16 protein-coding genes are annotated in these 17,554 nt (G+C 54.6%); 9 read left to right on the plus strand and 7 right to left on the minus strand.

What is annotated here, in order from left to right; genetic code table 11:
• Positions 1 to 159 precede the first annotated feature (159 nt).
• The 3 genes from AC1MDE_RS23565 to AC1MDE_RS23575 are packed head-to-tail and all read left to right on the plus strand — an operon-like array spanning position 160 to position 1,747.
• Positions 160 to 687, plus strand: coding sequence for a cytochrome b/b6 domain-containing protein (locus AC1MDE_RS23565; protein ID WP_480345144.1), 528 nt, complete (start codon positions 160 to 162; stop codon positions 685 to 687).
• Positions 688 to 695: 8 nt separating this feature from the next.
• A complete protein-coding gene (locus AC1MDE_RS23570) occupies positions 696 to 1,478 on the plus strand; it encodes a molybdopterin-dependent oxidoreductase (RefSeq protein WP_167347105.1) in 783 nt (260 codons plus the stop codon).
• 29 nt (positions 1,479 to 1,507) lie between these two features.
• Entirely contained in the window at positions 1,508 to 1,747 is a 240-nt protein-coding gene (locus tag AC1MDE_RS23575; protein ID WP_480345138.1) for a pentapeptide MXKDX repeat protein, read from the plus strand.
• A 45-nt stretch (positions 1,748 to 1,792) separates the two neighbouring features.
• Here the strand turns inward: AC1MDE_RS23575 and AC1MDE_RS23580 are convergent, their stop codons facing one another.
• Positions 1,793 to 2,278 carry an RrF2 family transcriptional regulator gene (locus AC1MDE_RS23580; protein WP_058960008.1) on the minus strand — a complete coding sequence of 162 codons (486 nt, stop codon included), beginning with the start codon at positions 2,276 to 2,278 and terminating at the stop codon, positions 1,793 to 1,795.
• 159 nt (positions 2,279 to 2,437) lie between these two features.
• On the minus strand, positions 2,438 to 3,637 hold the full coding sequence (locus tag AC1MDE_RS23585) for an MFS transporter (protein ID WP_160867221.1): 1,200 nt from the start codon (positions 3,635 to 3,637) through the stop codon (positions 2,438 to 2,440).
• 155 nt (positions 3,638 to 3,792) lie between these two features.
• Between AC1MDE_RS23585 and tus the strand changes: the two genes are divergently transcribed.
• A complete protein-coding gene (gene tus, locus AC1MDE_RS23590; RefSeq protein WP_479398447.1) occupies positions 3,793 to 4,719 on the plus strand; it encodes a DNA replication terminus site-binding protein in 927 nt (308 codons plus the stop codon).
• Positions 4,720 to 4,801: 82 nt separating this feature from the next.
• Here tus and fumC read toward each other — a convergent pair whose 3' ends face one another.
• The gene (gene fumC / locus AC1MDE_RS23595; protein ID WP_479398446.1) at positions 4,802 to 6,199 is read right to left on the minus strand and encodes a class II fumarate hydratase; all 1,398 of its coding nucleotides are present in this window, start codon (positions 6,197 to 6,199) and stop codon (positions 4,802 to 4,804) included.
• A gap of 196 nt (positions 6,200 to 6,395) precedes the next feature.
• On the opposite strand from fumC, the gene manA reads away from it, so the two are divergent.
• Positions 6,396 to 7,571: a mannose-6-phosphate isomerase gene (gene manA / locus AC1MDE_RS23600; RefSeq protein WP_058960011.1), complete on the plus strand. Its 1,176-nt coding sequence runs from the start codon at positions 6,396 to 6,398 to the stop codon at positions 7,569 to 7,571.
• Positions 7,572 to 7,699: 128 nt separating this feature from the next.
• Positions 7,700 to 9,199, plus strand: coding sequence for a YdgA family protein (locus tag AC1MDE_RS23605; protein ID WP_480345139.1), 1,500 nt, complete (start codon positions 7,700 to 7,702; stop codon positions 9,197 to 9,199).
• A 34-nt stretch (positions 9,200 to 9,233) separates the two neighbouring features.
• Here the strand turns inward: AC1MDE_RS23605 and malI are convergent, their stop codons facing one another.
• Positions 9,234 to 10,259, minus strand: a complete 1,026-nt coding sequence (gene malI / locus AC1MDE_RS23610) for a Mal regulon transcriptional regulator MalI (protein WP_034827374.1) — start codon at positions 10,257 to 10,259, stop codon at positions 9,234 to 9,236.
• Between the two features lie 179 nt (positions 10,260 to 10,438).
• Between malI and malX the strand changes: the two genes are divergently transcribed.
• From malX to add, 3 genes are all read left to right on the plus strand, one after another.
• Positions 10,439 to 12,028: a maltose/glucose-specific PTS transporter subunit IIBC gene (gene malX / locus AC1MDE_RS23615; protein WP_058960013.1), complete on the plus strand. Its 1,590-nt coding sequence runs from the start codon at positions 10,439 to 10,441 to the stop codon at positions 12,026 to 12,028.
• Positions 12,025 to 13,203, plus strand: coding sequence for a MalY/PatB family protein (locus AC1MDE_RS23620; protein WP_479402677.1), 1,179 nt, complete (start codon positions 12,025 to 12,027; stop codon positions 13,201 to 13,203). The genes malX and AC1MDE_RS23620 overlap by 4 nt, the downstream gene beginning before the upstream one ends.
• Before the next feature lie 118 nt (positions 13,204 to 13,321).
• On the plus strand, positions 13,322 to 14,320 hold the full coding sequence (gene add / locus AC1MDE_RS23625; protein WP_479402678.1) for an adenosine deaminase: 999 nt from the start codon (positions 13,322 to 13,324) through the stop codon (positions 14,318 to 14,320).
• A gap of 112 nt (positions 14,321 to 14,432) precedes the next feature.
• Here add and AC1MDE_RS23630 read toward each other — a convergent pair whose 3' ends face one another.
• The 3 genes from AC1MDE_RS23630 to araH form a co-directional block, all read right to left on the minus strand.
• Positions 14,433 to 15,473: an oxidoreductase gene (locus AC1MDE_RS23630; RefSeq protein ID WP_337022713.1), complete on the minus strand. Its 1,041-nt coding sequence runs from the start codon at positions 15,471 to 15,473 to the stop codon at positions 14,433 to 14,435.
• Between the two features lie 77 nt (positions 15,474 to 15,550).
• Positions 15,551 to 16,468 carry an arabinose operon transcriptional regulator AraC gene (gene araC, locus AC1MDE_RS23635; RefSeq protein WP_058960016.1) on the minus strand — a complete coding sequence of 306 codons (918 nt, stop codon included), beginning with the start codon at positions 16,466 to 16,468 and terminating at the stop codon, positions 15,551 to 15,553.
• An 89-nt stretch (positions 16,469 to 16,557) separates the two neighbouring features.
• Positions 16,558 to 17,544, minus strand: a complete 987-nt coding sequence (gene araH, locus AC1MDE_RS23640; RefSeq protein WP_058960017.1) for an L-arabinose ABC transporter permease AraH — start codon at positions 17,542 to 17,544, stop codon at positions 16,558 to 16,560.
• Between the last annotated feature and the right edge of the window lie 10 nt (positions 17,545 to 17,554).

The following is a 17,554-nucleotide window of genomic DNA, read 5'->3' on the forward strand; positions in this document are numbered from 1 at the left end:
TGTTTAACTCTGCGTGAGGACTCTGTGATCAATATCGGCGCAAAGTCTCTTCATTCCAGACGGCATAGCAATATGCAGAGGTGCAGAGTGAAATGTGCTCCCGATAAAAAGGTTCATCCGTTGTGGTTGAGATTGACTCACTGGATCAATGCCGTTGCGATGACATTAATGATTCTCAGTGGCTGGCGGATTTATAACGCGTCTCCTTTATTTCCATTTGATTTTCCCAATAGCTATACCCTGGGAGGATGGCTGGGTGGTGCACTGCAATGGCATTTTGCGGCAATGTGGCTTTTTGCCGGTAATGGCGTGCTCTATCTGACGCTGAATCTTCTGAGCGGACGTTTTCGCCAACGTTTTCTGCCCTTAAGCATGACTCAATTAGTAAAAGATGGCCTATCTGCATTAAAAGGACATCTTAGCCATCACGATTTACGCCAATATAATATGGTGCAAAAATTTGCGTATTTGCTGGTGGTCATTGATGGCATGTTATTAGCCTTTTCAGGGTTAGTCTTGTGGAAGTCGGTGCAATTTCCATTTTTGCGAGAAGTATTGGGCGGCTATGACACGGCTCGCTTCATTCACTTTTTTGCCATGGCCTTTTTATGTGCCTTTGTTGTTATCCATCTGATCATGGTGGCACTGGTACCTAAAACGTTATTATTGATGACACGCGGACGCTAAAAATGACGATGAAAAAGATTGAACGTCCCAGCAGTGAAACTGACGCCCTGTTAAAAGACGCCACCACGATTCTGGCGAAAAAAATGTCTGGCCATTCACGACGTCAATTTCTGCGCATGGGCTTGACTGCGGGCGGTGTGGCGTTGCTGACCGGGTGCGACATCGACAATAATCCTGACATCGAAAACATTTTAAGCCGCATGTCACGTTTTAATGACCGTATTCAGGGATGGTTATTCAGCGGTTATCAAATGGCGCCAGAATATACCCTAAAAGATATTACGCGGCCCTTCCCGTTTAATGCCTTTTACGGTGAAGAGGATATTCCGCAGGTAAACGGTGATGATTACCAGTTGCAACTGAGCGGACTGATACGTGATAAACGCAGCTGGCGAATGCCTGAGTTATATAAATTATCTCAGCATGAACAAATCACCCGCCATATTTGTGTAGAAGGATGGAGTGCCATTGGCCGCTGGGGCGGCGTTCGATTCAGCGACTTCCTGCAACTGATTGGGGCTGACACCAAAGCGAAATATGTCAGCTTTCGCTGTGCCGATGATTATTACACCAGCATTGATATGGCGACGGCATTGCACCCGCAAACCTTATTAGCACTGAGTTGGGATGGTCGGATATTACCGCCGGAATACGGTTATCCCATGAAATTACGGATTCCGACCAAACTGGGCTACAAAAACCCCAAGCATATTATTTCAATTGAAATCACCAACCGCTTCACCGGTGGCTACTGGGAAGACCAGGGCTATAACTGGTTTGGCGGCAGTTAATCTCCCCAAAACCCTGTAAGGAAATGAAGATGAAAAAGATTATTGCAACTGTATTCGCTGGCGCACTGTTGATGGCTTTCTCTGGCGCTTATGCTGCTGACAATATGGCTAAAGATGGTATGCAGAATGAAAGCGGTATGTCGCACGACGGCATGAAAAAAGACCACATGAAAAAACCGATGAAGAAACATGACAGCATGAAGAAAGATGGCATGTCTAAAGATGGCATGGCGAAAGATGGTATGGCTAAGGATGGGATGTCTAAGTAAGGGTGCGGGTTACCGGGCTGATGTCCGGTAACCGTTTTACTGATTTCAGCGAGATTTTTTGCAGAGATCGTCGATTTCCAGGTCAGGCAGTTCATCGCAGGCGCTGGTATCGTGTTTCTTCAGCTCAGCCAGCGCATCTGCAACCGTGCGCGTCTCCAGCACTTTCAACGAGGCTTCTTCCGCCTCTTCTGCAATCGATTTGAAGTACCAGCACAGGTTGGCACTCACCAGACAACGCGGTGCGACATCAGGGCGTGAAGCCCAGAGCTTTTTGTCTTCAATCACAGAGGTATAAATATCGCGCAGCGTGATCTCTGCGGCCGGACGCCCGAGGTGAATCGAACCAGTACGGCCAAGCGTAGAGACAATGATGCCATCGCGAGTTAACGGAACCATCAGTTTCCGAATGAAACTGGGGTTCGCTTCAAGACCATACGCCAAAATAGCACTGGTCGAGCGTTTGCCCAGTTGCTCCGCCATCGCTACGCTCAAAACCATCTGCAAAGCTGTCGGGAAGCGGTAATCAAGCATTTCTGTATCCTGAGTTGCGGTTTATCTTATTGTTTTTTTGCCGCGGCAGTGAGTAATCAATGAGCAATAAATATAACAAACACTGTTGCTTTTTAGAAGCGAGCTGCTGTGATCAAGGCACGTATTCATCATTTGATCAGGCAGAAGCGCACAGGCTGCTTAGTTTACGGCTCCCTTTTGCGGTTGCGGATTGGGCGCGGGCAATTTCTGCTTTAGCACGCCCACCAGCACCACATTCACGAACGCCAACAGGCACAACAGCCACAATGTGGCATTCGCCCCGAGCTGCTGAAAAACATATCCCCCTACCAGCGGCGTTAATGCCTGGCCAATCAGAGCCGGACGCGCCATGCGCCCTACCACAATGGCGTAGGCCTCTGGTTTGACCATCACCAGCGGTAAAGTTCCCCGTACTATCGCACGCAAACCATTTCCGGCGCCGTACAGCACCATACTGACCAGCGCGAACTGCGGATACAGGGTCAGCAACAGCAGCCCGATCGCCACTAATCCAACCGAGAAAAATGTCGTCCAGATCGGATGTCCCCGTTTGAACGCGATATCCACAATCCGCGAACCGACCTGGCAAGGACCCAGAATCGCGCTGATGGCTAAGGCGGCAGTCAATGAGTGACCGCTGGCTTGTAATAGACTAATTAACTGCACCGAAATAGCGGTCATGATCACTGAAGCAAGGGTAAAAATGCTGCATAGCAGCCAAAATAGCGCCGGTGCCAACTCACCACTGGCGTTATGCTGCTTTTTCGCCGTTTTCACGATGGGTTTAATCGGCGCAGGCAGTGCATACCAGTAGGCTGGCAACACGGTGAGGCATAACAGCGCGGCAATGGCGAAACAGGCGCCGCGCCAGTCAAGCCAGTGAATCAGCAGCGCAGTCCCCGGCCACACCAGCGTGGTGCAAAAGCCGGAGATTAAGGTAATGCCGGTAATCGCGCCACGAGCCTGTCCACCATAAAGCGTTCCGAGGGTGGCAAACAGGGCGTCATATAAACCCATCGCCATTCCGATGCCGATAATCAGCCAGGCAAACAGAAACAGCAGCAAATGGTGACTGAATCCCATAATCACCAGGCCCAGCGCCATCACCGCCCCGCTCGACGCCAGCAGCACGCGCCCATAGCTGCCCGCAATCAGGCGGCCACTTAAGGGGGCTAGCAGGCCAGAAACCAAAATACCTAAGGATAATGCGCCATACACCCACTGCTGTGACCAGCCGGTTTCCGCGACGATCGGATTCGCCATCACGGCCATAAGATAAAACGAACCGCCCCACGAAAGGATTTGAACGCCTCCCAGTGTCACAATGGCAGGAACCGCAGGTTTAGGGTGATGCTCCACGACAGGTTTCCGTTAGCAGGCAAAGCATTGTTATAACATGTTCATCCTGCTGGAAAAATGTTTGTGTGCCCTGCTTCGCGAAATCACGTTTCAGAGTGGAAGATTGGCACCAAATACGATAAGTTAAATGGTATGTTGTAACTATGGAGCGTAACATGTCTCGCTATGATTTAGTGGCTGATTTGCACGAGTGCGTCAACGCACTGGAACGCGGTTTAAGTAGCCTGCGCCAGCAAGTCGAACAGCAGCCGTTGCTGATCGCGCGCGCATTCAGCTTGCCCGAAATCGAGAAAGGCCACGAGAATGATGAAATTGAGCGTATCGCCGTGACTCAACATCTCGGGCAGAAAGCGCGAGACATGGCGCTGGCTCACTACTGTCGTCTGTTTATGCAGCATCAGTCGGAAAAACTCAGCACCAAGGCTGCGGTGCGTTTGCCTGGCGCCATCTGTATACAAGCGGATGAAGCCGTCAGCGAGCACATCAGTCAGCAGGTGGCCGATATCAATGCGCTTAAGCTGCGCCTGGAACACCTGATTACCGTGGAGTCGGGGCTGCCGAGTGAGGCGCGCTTTGAATTTGTTCACCAGCATTTGCGCGGTTTAATCACCCTGAACGCCTATCGCAGTGTGACCCTGCTGCACGCGCCGGATAGCCTGCGCTTTGGCTGGGCCAACAAGAACATCATTAAAAACCTGACCCGTGAAGCCGTGGTCGAGCAGCTGGAACGCAGCCTAAAGGCAAACCGTGCGCAAGCGCCCTGGACGCGCGAACAGTGGGCCGAGAAGGTGCAGCAAGAACTGGAGATGATTTTGTCACTGCCTGTCGATGCCAAACTGAAAATCAAGCGTCCGGTTAAGGTCCAACCGATTGCCCGCGTCTGGCGCGCCAGTAATAAGAAGCAGGTGCAACTCGCCTGCCCTTCACCGCTGCTGGTGCTGTGTCGGGATAAAACTCAGGTACCGATTCTAGGGGAATTGCTGGACTACGATGCCGATAACGTCACGCATCGTCATAAGCCGCTAGCGCAGCCGCTGCATCTGGTGATCCCACGGCTGCACTTGTGGAGTGACAAGCTTTAATGAAGAAGCGGCCCTCAGGCCGCCTCTGTTATCGCCAATCATCGCTGAACTGAGCGGCATTCCCCCTCAGTTATCGCAATAATTATTGCTTCATGCTGCCAACCATCTCTTCAGGACGTACCCACTCGTCAAACTGCTCTTCAGTCAGATAACCGAGTTTCAGCGCCGAGCCTTTCAGCGTCAGCCCTTCTTTATGGGCTTTCTTGGCGATTTCCGCCGCTTTGTCATAACCGATATGGGTATTCAGCGCCGTCACCAGCATCAGCGACTCGTTCAGCAACTGATCGATACGCTCGCGCACCGGTTCGATGCCCACTGCACAGTGATGGTTGAAGCTGTCCATCCCGTCGGCCAGCAAGCGAATGGACTGCAGGAAGTTGTGGATCACCATTGGACGGAACACGTTCAACTCAAAGTTGCCTGAAGCACCACCAATATTCACCGCAACATCGTTACCCATCACCTGGCAGCACAGCATGGTCAATGCTTCGCACTGGGTTGGGTTCACTTTACCTGGCATGATGGAGCTGCCCGGTTCGTTCTCTGGAATGGAAAGTTCGCCAATACCACAACGCGGACCCGATGCCAGCCAGCGCACGTCGTTAGCGATCTTCATCAGTGAAGCCGCCAGACCTTTCAATGCGCCATGTGCATGCACCAGCGCATCACAGGTTGCCAGCGCTTCAAATTTATTCGGCGCAGTCACAAACGGTTGCTGTGTCAGATCGGCCAGCGCTTTCGCCACGCGCACCGCATACTCGGGATGGGTGTTTAAACCGGTGCCTACGGCGGTGCCACCCAGTGCCAGTTCGGCCACGTGTGGAATGCTGTGTTCGATGTGCTTGAGGTTATGTTCCAGCATTGCCACCCAACCAGAAATTTCCTGGCCCAGCGTCAATGGCGTGGCATCCTGCAGGTGGGTACGACCAATCTTCACGATGTCTTTAAAGGCTTCAGACTTCTCGCTCAGGGTCTTTTTCAGCACATGAATCTGCGGAATCAGCTGCTCCCGCACGGCGATGACCGCGGCCACGTGCATGGCGGTGGGGAACACATCGTTGGAGCTTTGGCTCTTATTGACGTCGTCGTTTGGGTGCACCAAACGCGACATGCCACGCTCGCCGCCGAGAATTTCACTGGCGCGGTTGGCCAGCACTTCGTTCATGTTCATGTTGGTCTGGGTACCGGAACCGGTCTGCCAGATGGCCAGCGGAAACTCTTCACTGTGTTTATCAGCCAGCACTTCGTCAGCCGCTTTCAGAATCGCTTCTGCACGCTCAGCCGGAAGCAGGCCGAGATCGCGGTTCACCTGTGCTGCAGCGCGTTTGGTCAACGCCAAAGCATGCACCAGTGCAACGGGCATCTTCTCGGTTGAGATACGGAAATGCTCCAGCGAACGCTGGGTTTGTGCCCCCCACAACTTATCTGCCGGTACTTCGATCGGTCCCATTGAATCTTTTTCAATGCGATTCGCTGCCATGACTACGTCTCCTTAGCTCAGATTTGAGGTTTCCGCTCAGGTCGTCTTCCCGCGACGCCGTTGAGCGAGCAAGATTGTCACACACAAGAAATTAACATTATGCGAGCCCATCGCGTTTATTGCACTTGTTGATGTATTTTGTATGGCACTTTCTGCTTTAATAAGCCTATTTACTTACGGTTATTAAGGGTAAACGATGCAAAAAATGAACAATTCGCTGCAAAATTACGCTTGGGGCAGCAAAACTGCGCTGACCGAACTTTACGACATTGAGAACCCACAAGGATTACCGATGGCGGAGCTGTGGATGGGCGCTCATCCGAAGAGTCCGTCAACCGTTGAGATCAAAGGTGAAACGCGTTCCCTGCGCGATGTCATCAATGATGACCAAACCGCAGCCTTAGGCGCGGCCGTCGCACAGCGTTTTGGTGAGTTGCCGTTTTTGTTTAAGGTGCTGTGTGCCGATCAGGCCTTATCGATTCAGGTTCACCCAAGCAAAGCCGCAGCCGAAGAGGGATTTGCGCGCGAGAATGCCGCCGGTATTCCGATTGGCGCTGCTGAGCGCAACTATAAAGACGCGAATCACAAGCCGGAACTGGTGTATGCCCTGACACCATTCCAGGCGATGAACGGCTTCCGCGAGATGCACGAAATCGTCTCACTGCTTGAGCCGGTGGCCGGTGCTCATCCGCAGATCGCTCACTTCCTCGAAAAACCTGATGAGGCAAGCCTCGCCAAACTGTTCTCCACCCTGCTGTCGTTAAAAGACGAGCCTAAATCACTGGCGTTGGCGGTGCTGAAATCTGCACTTAACTCGCGTAGTGGCGAACCCTGGCAGACCATCAAAAGCATTGCGGCTGATTATCCGGACGATACCGGCTTGTTCTCGCCGTTGTTGCTGAACGTCATCACCCTGCAGCCTGGCGAAGCCATGTTCCTGTTTGCCGAGACGCCGCATGCCTATTTAAAAGGGGTGGCACTCGAAGTCATGGCGAATTCCGATAACGTTCTGCGCGCGGGTCTGACACCGAAATTCATCGATATTCCAGAGTTGATGGCGAACCTGAAGTTTGAGGCCAAACCGGCTGCCACGCTGTTGACGCAGCCTCAGCAAGTGGGCGACACGCTGAACTTCCCAATTCCGGTAGACGATTTTGCCTTTGCCATCCACGCTCTTTCCGCCACACCGCAGCCGTTAGCGCAACAGAGTGCGGCGCTGCTGTTCTGTATCGAAGGTCAGGCGGTGATTGAGAAGTCAGGTGAGCAACTGCTGTTGAAGCCCGGTGAATCATGCTTCGTTGCTGCCAATGAATCCCCGGTTAATGCCGCAGGTACAGGACGCCTGGCGCGGGTTTATAACGCGCTCAGCTGATCCGGCTGACGATACCAGCATTAACTGCTATTCTTTCAAACTATTACTTTAAAACGCCTGCGGGCGTTTTTCTTCACCGCCGCCCCCAAGCAGCGGCGTGCGGACCCAAGGATAAGGACGACTCAGCGATGAAAAAGACCAAGGTTGCCGTAGGTATCATTGTAGCGATCGGCGTGATCTGGACAGGCGCGGCCTGGTTTACCGGCAAGCAGCTGGAAAGCCATATGGATCAGATGTTGCAGAACGCCAACACTCAGCTTAATGCCTATGCGCCAAACGCTCGCCTGACGCTCAGCTATCAGGATTACCAGCGCGGCATCTTCAGCAGCAAAACCAAACTGGTGATTCAGGCCAGTTCACAGACGGAAGACAACCCGCTGCTGAAACCGGGTCAAAGCATCGTGCTGAACGAAACCATCGACCATGGTCCCTTTCCCTTTGCGCAGTTGAAGCGCGGCAGTCTGATTCCGAGCATGGCTTCGGTGCATACCGAGCTGGAAAACACCGATGCGGTAAAGAAACTGTTTGAACTCACCAACGGTAAATCACTGGTGACCGCTGATACTCGCGTCGGGTACAGCGGTGCCACTGACACGGCACTGGATCTGCTGGCGGTGGATTATAACAACGCGCAGACCGGCGATCGTCTCGCCACCAACGGCGGCACCCTGGAAATCAGCGCCGACAGTAAGGGCGATAAAGTCAGTCTGAATGGCGATTTCTCTAGCATCGCTGTTACCAGCAAAAACCAGGTTGAGCAGCCGGTGCTGTTTACCCTTAACGGCCTGAAGCTGAAGGGTGATACCCATCTCAGCCCGGAAGGTGTGCGCGTGGGCGATCAGTCCATCAGTCTGGATAAACTCGACGCCAGCATTAACGGTCAGGAAGGTTTGTCATTGCAGAAGCTGGACACCCAATCCTCCTTCGATAATAAAGATGGCAAAATCGGCGGCGATCTGAATATGAACGTCGGCAACATCAGCCTGCAGAAGCAACCGTTCGGCGAAGCTAAGCTGGCGATGAAGTTTGCACAGTTTGATGCGCAAGCGGTGAAAACCTTCTCGGACAGCTACAACGCGCAGATGCAGGCACTGCTGAACCAGCCAGGTTTAGTCGAGGATCCCGTCCGCTATCAGGCTAGCGTGCAGACCATCCTGAAGAATAACCTGCCGACGCTGCTGAAGGGTTCACCGACCGTCAGCATCGCGCCGCTGAGCTGGAAAAACGATAAAGGGGAAAGTACCTTTAACCTCAGCATCGGCTTTAACGATCCCGCTACCGTCACCGGTGAAGCGCAGACGTTGGGCGCAGCAGTGGATCGCGTGCTGAAAACGCTCGATGGCAAGCTGAACATCAACATGCCAATGGCTACCGAAGCGATGCGTCATGTGGGGCTGGCTGAAGGTTATCAGAGCGACGATGCGCAGAAGCTGGCGGATCAGCAGGTGAAAGGTCTGGCGGCAATGGGGCAGATGTTCCGTCTGACGCAGCAGCAGGATGACAACATCACCACCAGCCTGCAGTACGGCAACGGTCAGGTGACAATGAACGGCGACAAGATGTCACTGGAGCAGTTCCTGTCACGCTATATGCTGGGCGCGCAGACCAGCGAAGGGATGCCTGAGTAACAGCGATATACCCGCGGCGCGAGCTATCGCGCCGCTAAACGCCCCGCACCAACTGCGGCGGCACAATCAGCGTTTGCACTTCCGCATCCGGTTTCGCCAGTCGTTGCAGCATCCTTTCCCCCGCTCGCCTTCCCACATCACGCGCTTCACTGCTGACAAACGTCAGAGAAGAATCATACGACTCGCGTAGCGGATCGTCATTAAAGCCGACCAGCGCCAGCTTTTGCGTGAAGTAGCTGTCCACCGCATCTTCGCCCAGCGAACGTCCGCTATGAATCGCACCAAAATAGCAGCCGAGCGTGGTACTGGCGTTATGGGCAATGATAGCGGTGATGCGCGGATGGTGGTGCAGCAGGTCCTGCGTCAATGCCGATACGCTCTGCTGCCGATCGTCGCACTCAATGATCCAGTCTGGACGAAACGGTAAACCGTATTGCAACAGGGTCGCACAATAGCCGCCAATACGTTCCGCGCGCGTTAGAGAAGAACCCAATCCGCCGACCCACGCGATACGCTGATGCCCCTGACGGATCAGATATTCGGTGGCGATGCGCGCCGCCTGGCTGTTATCCGGACGCAAGGAATCGACCTTGTCGAGGCTACTGGCCCGCGCGGCGCAAATGAGCGCAATCTGTTGCTCATGCGCCTGCGCGACCAGCGTTTCCGCCTGCGCAACGGCACCACCCAACACAATGCCATCCGCGCCCTGAGCGGCCAGAGAATCGAAGCAGCGTTGCAGATGCTGCCCGTGTTGTCCGCTTTGCGTCAGCACCAGCACTTTTCCCTGCTGCTCCAGCACTTCACTCAGCCCCGCCGTCATCGCCGCATAAAACGGCTGGCTGAGATCGCGCACAATCAAACCTATGACACCACTCTCACCGCCACGCAGGATGGAAGCTGAACGGTTACGTACGTAACCCAACTGTTCAATCGCCTGATTAACCCGCTCGGCCGTGGCGGAAGAGATACGTCCTTTACCGGACAGCACCAGAGAGACTGTCGATACCGATACGCCAGCCGCCTGCGCGACATCGTGAATAGTGGTTTTAGGCTGAGACATCCGGTTCCGTTTCCAACAACTGATGAAGAAACAAAGAGGTAAAACGTTACACTGATTCACGCAAAAATAAAGCCTGGGATTAGTCACGCTTTGTGACTATAGCCACAAAACTGCTTGGTAAAACGTTTTATCATTCTTTACCATTTTGAAAATTTGCCGCTTTTTAACCAGGAGAGACTATGTCCGCCAGCCGACCCAAAATGTCACTTTGGGAATTTTTCCAGAGTCTGGGTAAAACCTTTATGTTGCCCGTTGCCCTGCTGTCGTTCTGCGGCATTTTGCTCGGGATCGGTAGTTCACTGAGCAGCCACGATGTGCTGACGCTGATTCCGATGCTCGATCAGCCGTTCCTGCAATACCTGTTTATCTGGATGGCGAAGCTGGGTTCATTTGCCTTCAGTTATCTGCCGGTGATGTTCGCGATTGCGATTCCTCTGGGCATGGCGCGGGAGAACAAAGGCGTCGCTGCCTTTGCCGGTTTTGTCGGCTACGCAGTGCTGAACCTGAGCGTGAACTTCTGGCTCAATATCAATGGCATCTTGCCGACCACCGATGCGGCGGTGCTGAAAGCCAACAACGTACAAAACATCCTTGGCATTCAGTCGATCGACACCGGTATTCTCGGCGCGGTGATTGTTGGTGTGGTGGTGTTCTGGCTGCATGAACGCTTCCACAATATCCGTCTGCCGGATGCGCTGGCCTTCTTCGGCGGTACGCGCTTTGTGCCGATTGTCACCACCGTGGTGATGGGCTTACTCGGCTTAGTGGTGCCTCTGATTTGGCCCTTCTTTGCGCGCGCCATCACCGGCCTCGGCTGGATGATCAACAGTGCGGGTCAATTCGGCCCGATGATCTTCGGCACCGGCGAACGTCTGCTGCTGCCGTTTGGTCTGCAACATATTCTGGTGGCAATTATTCGCTTCACCGATGCGGGCGGCACGCTCGACGTCTGTGGAAAGAGCGTCAGCGGTGCCCTCACCATCTTCCAGGCGCAGCTGGCTTGCCCGGATACCCACGGCTTTGCGGAAAGCGCCACGCGTTTCCTGTCGCAAGGCAAAATGCCAGCCTTCCTCGGTGGTTTGCCGGGTGCCGCACTGGCGATTTATCACTGCGCACGTCCTGAAAATCGTCACAAAATTAAAGGGCTGCTGATTTCGGGTGTGGTGGCTTGCGTGGTCGGCGGGACTACCGAACCGATCGAATTCCTGTTCCTGTTCGTCGCACCGGTACTGTATTTGATCCACGCCCTGTTGACGGGCCTGGGCTTCACTGTGATGGCGATTCTCGGCGTGACCATCGGTAACACCGACGGCAACGTTATCGACTTCTTCGTGTTCGGCGTGCTGCACGGCCTCTCCACCAAATGGTATTGGGTGCCGGTGATTGCGGCGGTGTGGTTCGTGGGTTACTACGCCATCTTCCGGTTTGCTATCACCCGCTTCAACATCAAGACTCCGGGTCGTGAAGCAGAAGCCAGCAGCGTGGAACAGCAGGTCAGCCGCGCGGGCGTGGGGAAATCAGGTTACAACACCCCGGCGATTCTGACGGCGTTGGGCGGCGTGGACAACATCACCTCGCTGGATAACTGCCTGACGCGTCTGCGCCTCACCATTGCTGACATGAGTAAGGTAGACGATGCCGCGTTAAAAGCCAACGGTGCAATTGGTGTGGTGCATCTCAACCAAACCAGCCTGCAAGTGGTGATCGGTCCGCAGGTGCAGTCGGTGAAAGATGAAATGGCGCACCTGATGAGCGCGACGGTGTCATGATGCAGAGGTTTGATTTCGACCAGGCCGTGGATCGCCACGGCAGCTGGTGTACGCAGTGGGATTTCGTGGCGGACCGCTTTGGTGTGGAGGGCTTATTGCCCTTCACCATCTCCGATATGGATTTCGCGACGGCACCCTGCATCATTGAGGCCCTGCAACAGCGGTTAAACCATGCCGTATTGGGCTACAGCCGCTGGCAGCATGAGGACTTTACCTCGGCGATTCAACACTGGATGCAGCGCCGTTTTGCCACAGAGGTTGAGGCGCAATCGCTGGTTTACGGCCCGTCGGTGATCTACATGGTGGCGCAGATGCTGCGCCACTGGACCAAACCCGGCGATGAAGTGCTGATTCATACGCCTGCCTACGATGCATTTCATAACACCATCAACGGTAATCAGCGCCGCGTGCTGGAACTGCCGCTAAAGCGCCAGGGTAATGACTGGCAGTGTGATATGACGCAGCTGGAACCGCTGCTGGCACGACCCGATTGCAAAGTGATGCTGCTGTGCAGCCCGCACAATCCTACCGGCAAAGTGTGGCGGCGTGAGGAGTTGCAGCAAATGGCCGCGCTCTGTGCGCGTCACGATGTGAAAGTGATCAGCGATGAGATCCATATGGATATGGTGTTGGGCGACGCACAGCACATCCCGTGGAGCCAGGTGGCGCAATCTCCCTGGGCGTTGTTTACATCGGCATCAAAGAGTTTCAACATTCCGGCGCTGACCGGCGCGTGGGGCATCATTCCGCATGAAGCCGATCGCCAGGCCTGGTTCCACGCACTGAAGCAGCAGGACGGCCTATCGTCACCGGCGGTGATGGCCGTCGCGGCGACCATTGCCGCGTATCGTGAAGGTTCAGCCTGGCTGGATGCACTGCGCGATTATTTGCAGGCGAATATGCAGCACATCGCGCAACGGCTTAATGCCGCGTTTCCCGCTCTAAACTGCCAGCCCCCTGCCGCCACCTATCTGGCATGGATTGATCTTACTCCGCTCGGTATTGATGAGCAGGCACTGCAACAGCAGCTGATTCATCAGTACAAGGTGGCGATCATGCCGGGTTCGACTTACGGTGATGCCAGCCGCGGTTATCTGCGCCTCAACGCGGGTTGTCCACGTAGCAAACTGAATGACGGGCTGGATCGCCTGATTGCGGCTTTAAAATCGTATTAAATGCGCTCGGATGCTGATTAATTCAGCATCCATTTCATGACTTGCGCAAATCACTGGCGCTGTTGCGCAAGATGTTTTTATAATGCTCTGCACTTTATGAAACTTTAGCGAGTGCGACATGATTGACCTGAAACTCCCCCTGACCGACATCCACCGCCACCTTGATGGCAACATCCGCGCACAAACCATTCTTGATTTAGGTCGCCAGTTTAATCTCGCACTGCCAGCCAATTCGCTCGACGATCTGCGTCCGCATGTGCAAGTGACGGCCAATGAACCCGACCTGGTGAGCTTCCTGCAGAAGCTGGATTGGGGCGTGAAAGTGTTGGGCGATTTAGATGCCTGCCGCCGCATTGCGCTGGAAAACGTGGAAGATGCCGCTCGCGCAGGGATTCATTATGCAGAACTGCGTTTCTCGCCGGGCTATATGGCGATGACGCATAACCTGCCGATTGCCGGTGTAGTGGAAGCCGTGATTGATGGCGTGCGCGCTGGCGTAAAACAGTACGGCGTGGATGTGAACCTGATCGGCATTATGAGCCGTACCTTTGGTGATGAAGCCTGCCTGCGCGAACTGGAAGGTCTGCTGGCACACCGCGATGGGATTACTGCTGTGGATCTGGCTGGTGATGAGCTCGGCTTCCCGGGCAGTGAGTTCCTCAGCCACTTCAATCGCGCGCGTGATGCTGGTTTCCGCATTACCGTGCACGCCGGTGAAGCCGCTGGCCCGGAAAGCATCTGGCAGGCGATTCGCGAGCTCGGTGCGGAGCGTATTGGCCATGGTGTGAAAGCGATTGAAGACCGTGCGCTGATGGACTTCCTGGCTGAGCAGCGTATTGGCATTGAATCCTGCATGACTTCGAACATTCAGACCAGCACCGTGGCATCGCTGGCCACTCATCCGCTCAAAGCCTTCCTGCAGCATGGCATTCTCGCCACCATCAACACCGATGATCCGGCGGTTCAGGGAATTGAGCTGGCGCATGAGTATGAGAACGCTGCGCCGCAGGCAGGACTCACTGCCGAAGAGATGCGCCAGGCGCAGGAAAATGGTGTGACGATTGCCTTCCTCAGCGATGCAGAGAAAGCGGCACTGCGTCAGCGCGTGGCGGGATAACGCGCCTTAAAGTAAAAAAGGTGCGCATCGCTGCGCACCTTTTAATCAAGCCGCACCTGGGTGAACTGAGCTTTTGATGGCATCGGTTCCCGCAGGGTGCGCTTTCGTTTTATCACTTCAGCGACATCGTCTGGCGCTTCTCAGCGGACTGTAAGCCGAGTTCGATCAACTCCATCACCTGAATCGCCTCTTCAGCCTGTACCGGGTTTTCACCGGTGCCCGCAATCGCATCACGAATTGCTGCATAGTAAGCCGGATAGTTACCCGGCAGCGTCAGCAGCTCTTTCTCCACCATCACATCGCCTTCTGCCAGCGTCAGGGTACCGTTGCGCATGTCGTAGCCCCAGTCTTCCTGCGGTGGACGTTCACCCGCTTTCAGACGATCTTCCTGCGGATCCAGGCCGTATTTGACGTAACTGCCCCGCGTGCCGTGCACCACGAAGCGCGCCGATTCTGCCGCCACCAGCATGCTGGCGTGCAACACTACACGACGGGTAGGATAGGTCAGCACTGCGTGGAAATAATCGGTGGTTTGCGCACCCGGACGCAGTTCAGCCATATCCACGTTGATCGCCACCGGCGGACCAAATAATTGCAGCGCCTGGTCCAGCACATGCGGTCCAAGATCAAACCAGATACCGCTGCCCGGGCCTTTCATCTCACGCCAGCGCTGACGAACTTCTGGACGGAAGCGATCAAAATGCGATTCGAGATAACGCACATCACCTAAGGCGCCATCAGCCAGCAAGGTTTTCAGCGTCAGGAAGTCACTGTCCCAACGACGATTATGGAAAACGGAGAGCAGCAGCCCTTTAGCCTTAGCCAGTGCATCCAGCTCACGCGCTTGTGACAGTGTCACGGTGAACGGTTTATCCACCACCACATGTTTACCGGCATTCAGCGCCGCTTTGGCTAACGGGAAGTGAGTATCATTTGGCGTGGGTATCACAATCAGTTGCAGTGTCGGGTCATCCAGCAGAGCTTGTGGATCAGAGACCACCTGCACCGAGGGCCAATCTGCATGCACCTTGCTGGCATCGCTGCTGGAGACGGCTGCCAGTTCAACGCCTGGCGTACCGACGATCAAAGGAGCATGAAAGGTTTTGCTGGCAAAACCGTAGCCAATCAGGCCGACACGTAATTTATCGCTCATTCTCATTCCTCTTGTTCGTTACCAGACTGATTTAAGACGAATCAGCCGGTAACAACAAGGCGGAATCACCTGAAAACTCAGGAGATCGCACTCCGTGCCGGTTGCCAGCTTTCCTGCGCCACCAGGGCATCGTGCGCATCCTGACTGCGACGCCGGAAATCACTGGGACTGACACCAACCCGTTTACGGAACACGCGAGAGAAATAGAGCTGATCGTCATAACCCACTTCGCGCCCGACCGAGGCAATGGGCTCCTGAGTGGTTTGCAGTAACAGTTTGGCGCGGATCACCCGCTGATCTTCGCGCCAGCGCAGCAAATTGATCCCCATCTGTTCGCGAAACAGATGCGCCAGTCGTGATGGGGAAAGACACACATGGCGCGCCACTTCCTCGATTTTTACCTCGCTTGCCAGATGGTTAGTGACGTATTGGCAGGCTTCAATCACGCGCGGATCGCGGATTTGCTGATGACTGCGCGGATCTTCTTCCACCGCACGCAACAGCAAGCGCTCCAGCAGATTCATCGCCAGTTCCTCGGCAAAGCGACGGCCTGAGTTGTGGGTTTGCTCAATGCTGGCAAACAGACGATCAAACTCGGCACGTTGCGCTTCCGGCAAGCTTAACCGCCCCACGCCCTGACTCTCATCCTGCCACTGCAACCAGTCCGTCCAGTAAGCCCGTGGACGGAAATAGACCCAGCGGTGGAACCAGCATGGGCTGTCTGGTGAACGGCCATAGTAGTGCGGGGTTTTAGGCTGGAACAGCAGCAAGTCACCGGGTTCGCAGTCAAACGCAGATTCGCCATCAAAAATGCGGCCCTGACCTTTGATGGTCAGATTAAGGATGTAACCCTTCATGCCGAGCGGTCTGTCGATAAAGAAGTCCAGCTGATCGTTGGCATTGATCGGTGTTAAGCCCGCCACCAGCCAGGCATTAAACGGATAGCCGGGTAGCAGTGGGTTCTGCTGCTCACTGGGGGGTTCACGATGGTACATAGTGCCCTCACGGTAACCTGTAAATGCGCAGTGCCGCGCGCCAGAAGGGCGACCATTTGGCCGCCCTGCCTCATCTTTCACGGCTGGAATCAGGCCGCTTTGTTTTTCTGTTTGTAGCGGTCAAAAATCACCGCCGCTAACAGTATCAAACCGCGCACCACATACTGTGAGAACGGCGAGATATTCAATAAATTCATCGCATTCTCAACCGTACCCAGAATCAGCACGCCCGCCACCACATAAGAGATCTTACCGATGCCACCTTTCAGCGAAACGCCGCCCAGCACACAGGCTGAAATCACGATCAATTCATAACCGAGTGAAGTCATCGGCTGACCACTGGTCATGCGCGAGGCCAGAATAATGCCCGCCGCCGCCGAAACCAGTCCCGAAAGAATGAAGATGATGATGCGGGTACGCACCACCGGCACTCCAGCCAGACGTGCCGCTTCTTCATTACCGCCAATCGCCAGCGTGTTGCGGCCAAAGGTGGTTTTATTCAGCACGAAGCCAAACACAATCATGGTGGCGATGGTCAGCCAGATCGGCGCTGGCAAGCCCAGCCAGTTGGCATAACCGAGGGTGAAGAAGCGTTCATCCTCGATGCCCACCGCTTTACCGTCAGAGAAGATATAGGCCAGACCACGCACAATCTGCATCGTCGCCAGCGTGGTGATCAGCGCATTGATCTTCAGCCGGGCAATCACGAAGCCATTAATGAATCCGGTGGCCATACCGAGCACTAAACCGGCCGCAACACCCAGCCACAGGCTCTCTGTCATGTTAATCACTACAGCGGTCACTACGCCGGCGCAGGCAATCACCGACGCTACGGAAAGGTCAAAATCGCCTGACGCGAGGCAGAACAACATGCCGCAGGCCACCATGCCGGACATCGACATGGCAAGCCCCAGCCCTTTCATGTTGATGAACGTGCCAAAGTTGGGTACGAAGATAGTGCAAACGATAAACAGCAGTGCGAAGACCACCAGCATGCCGAAGTTATCCCAGATACGCCCCAGTTGCAGGCCGTTACGCTGCACCGGTGGCGTGTTGGAAGTGGTAGATGAAGCCATTGTTGCTCTC

The organism is Pantoea folii (assembly GCF_056678875.1).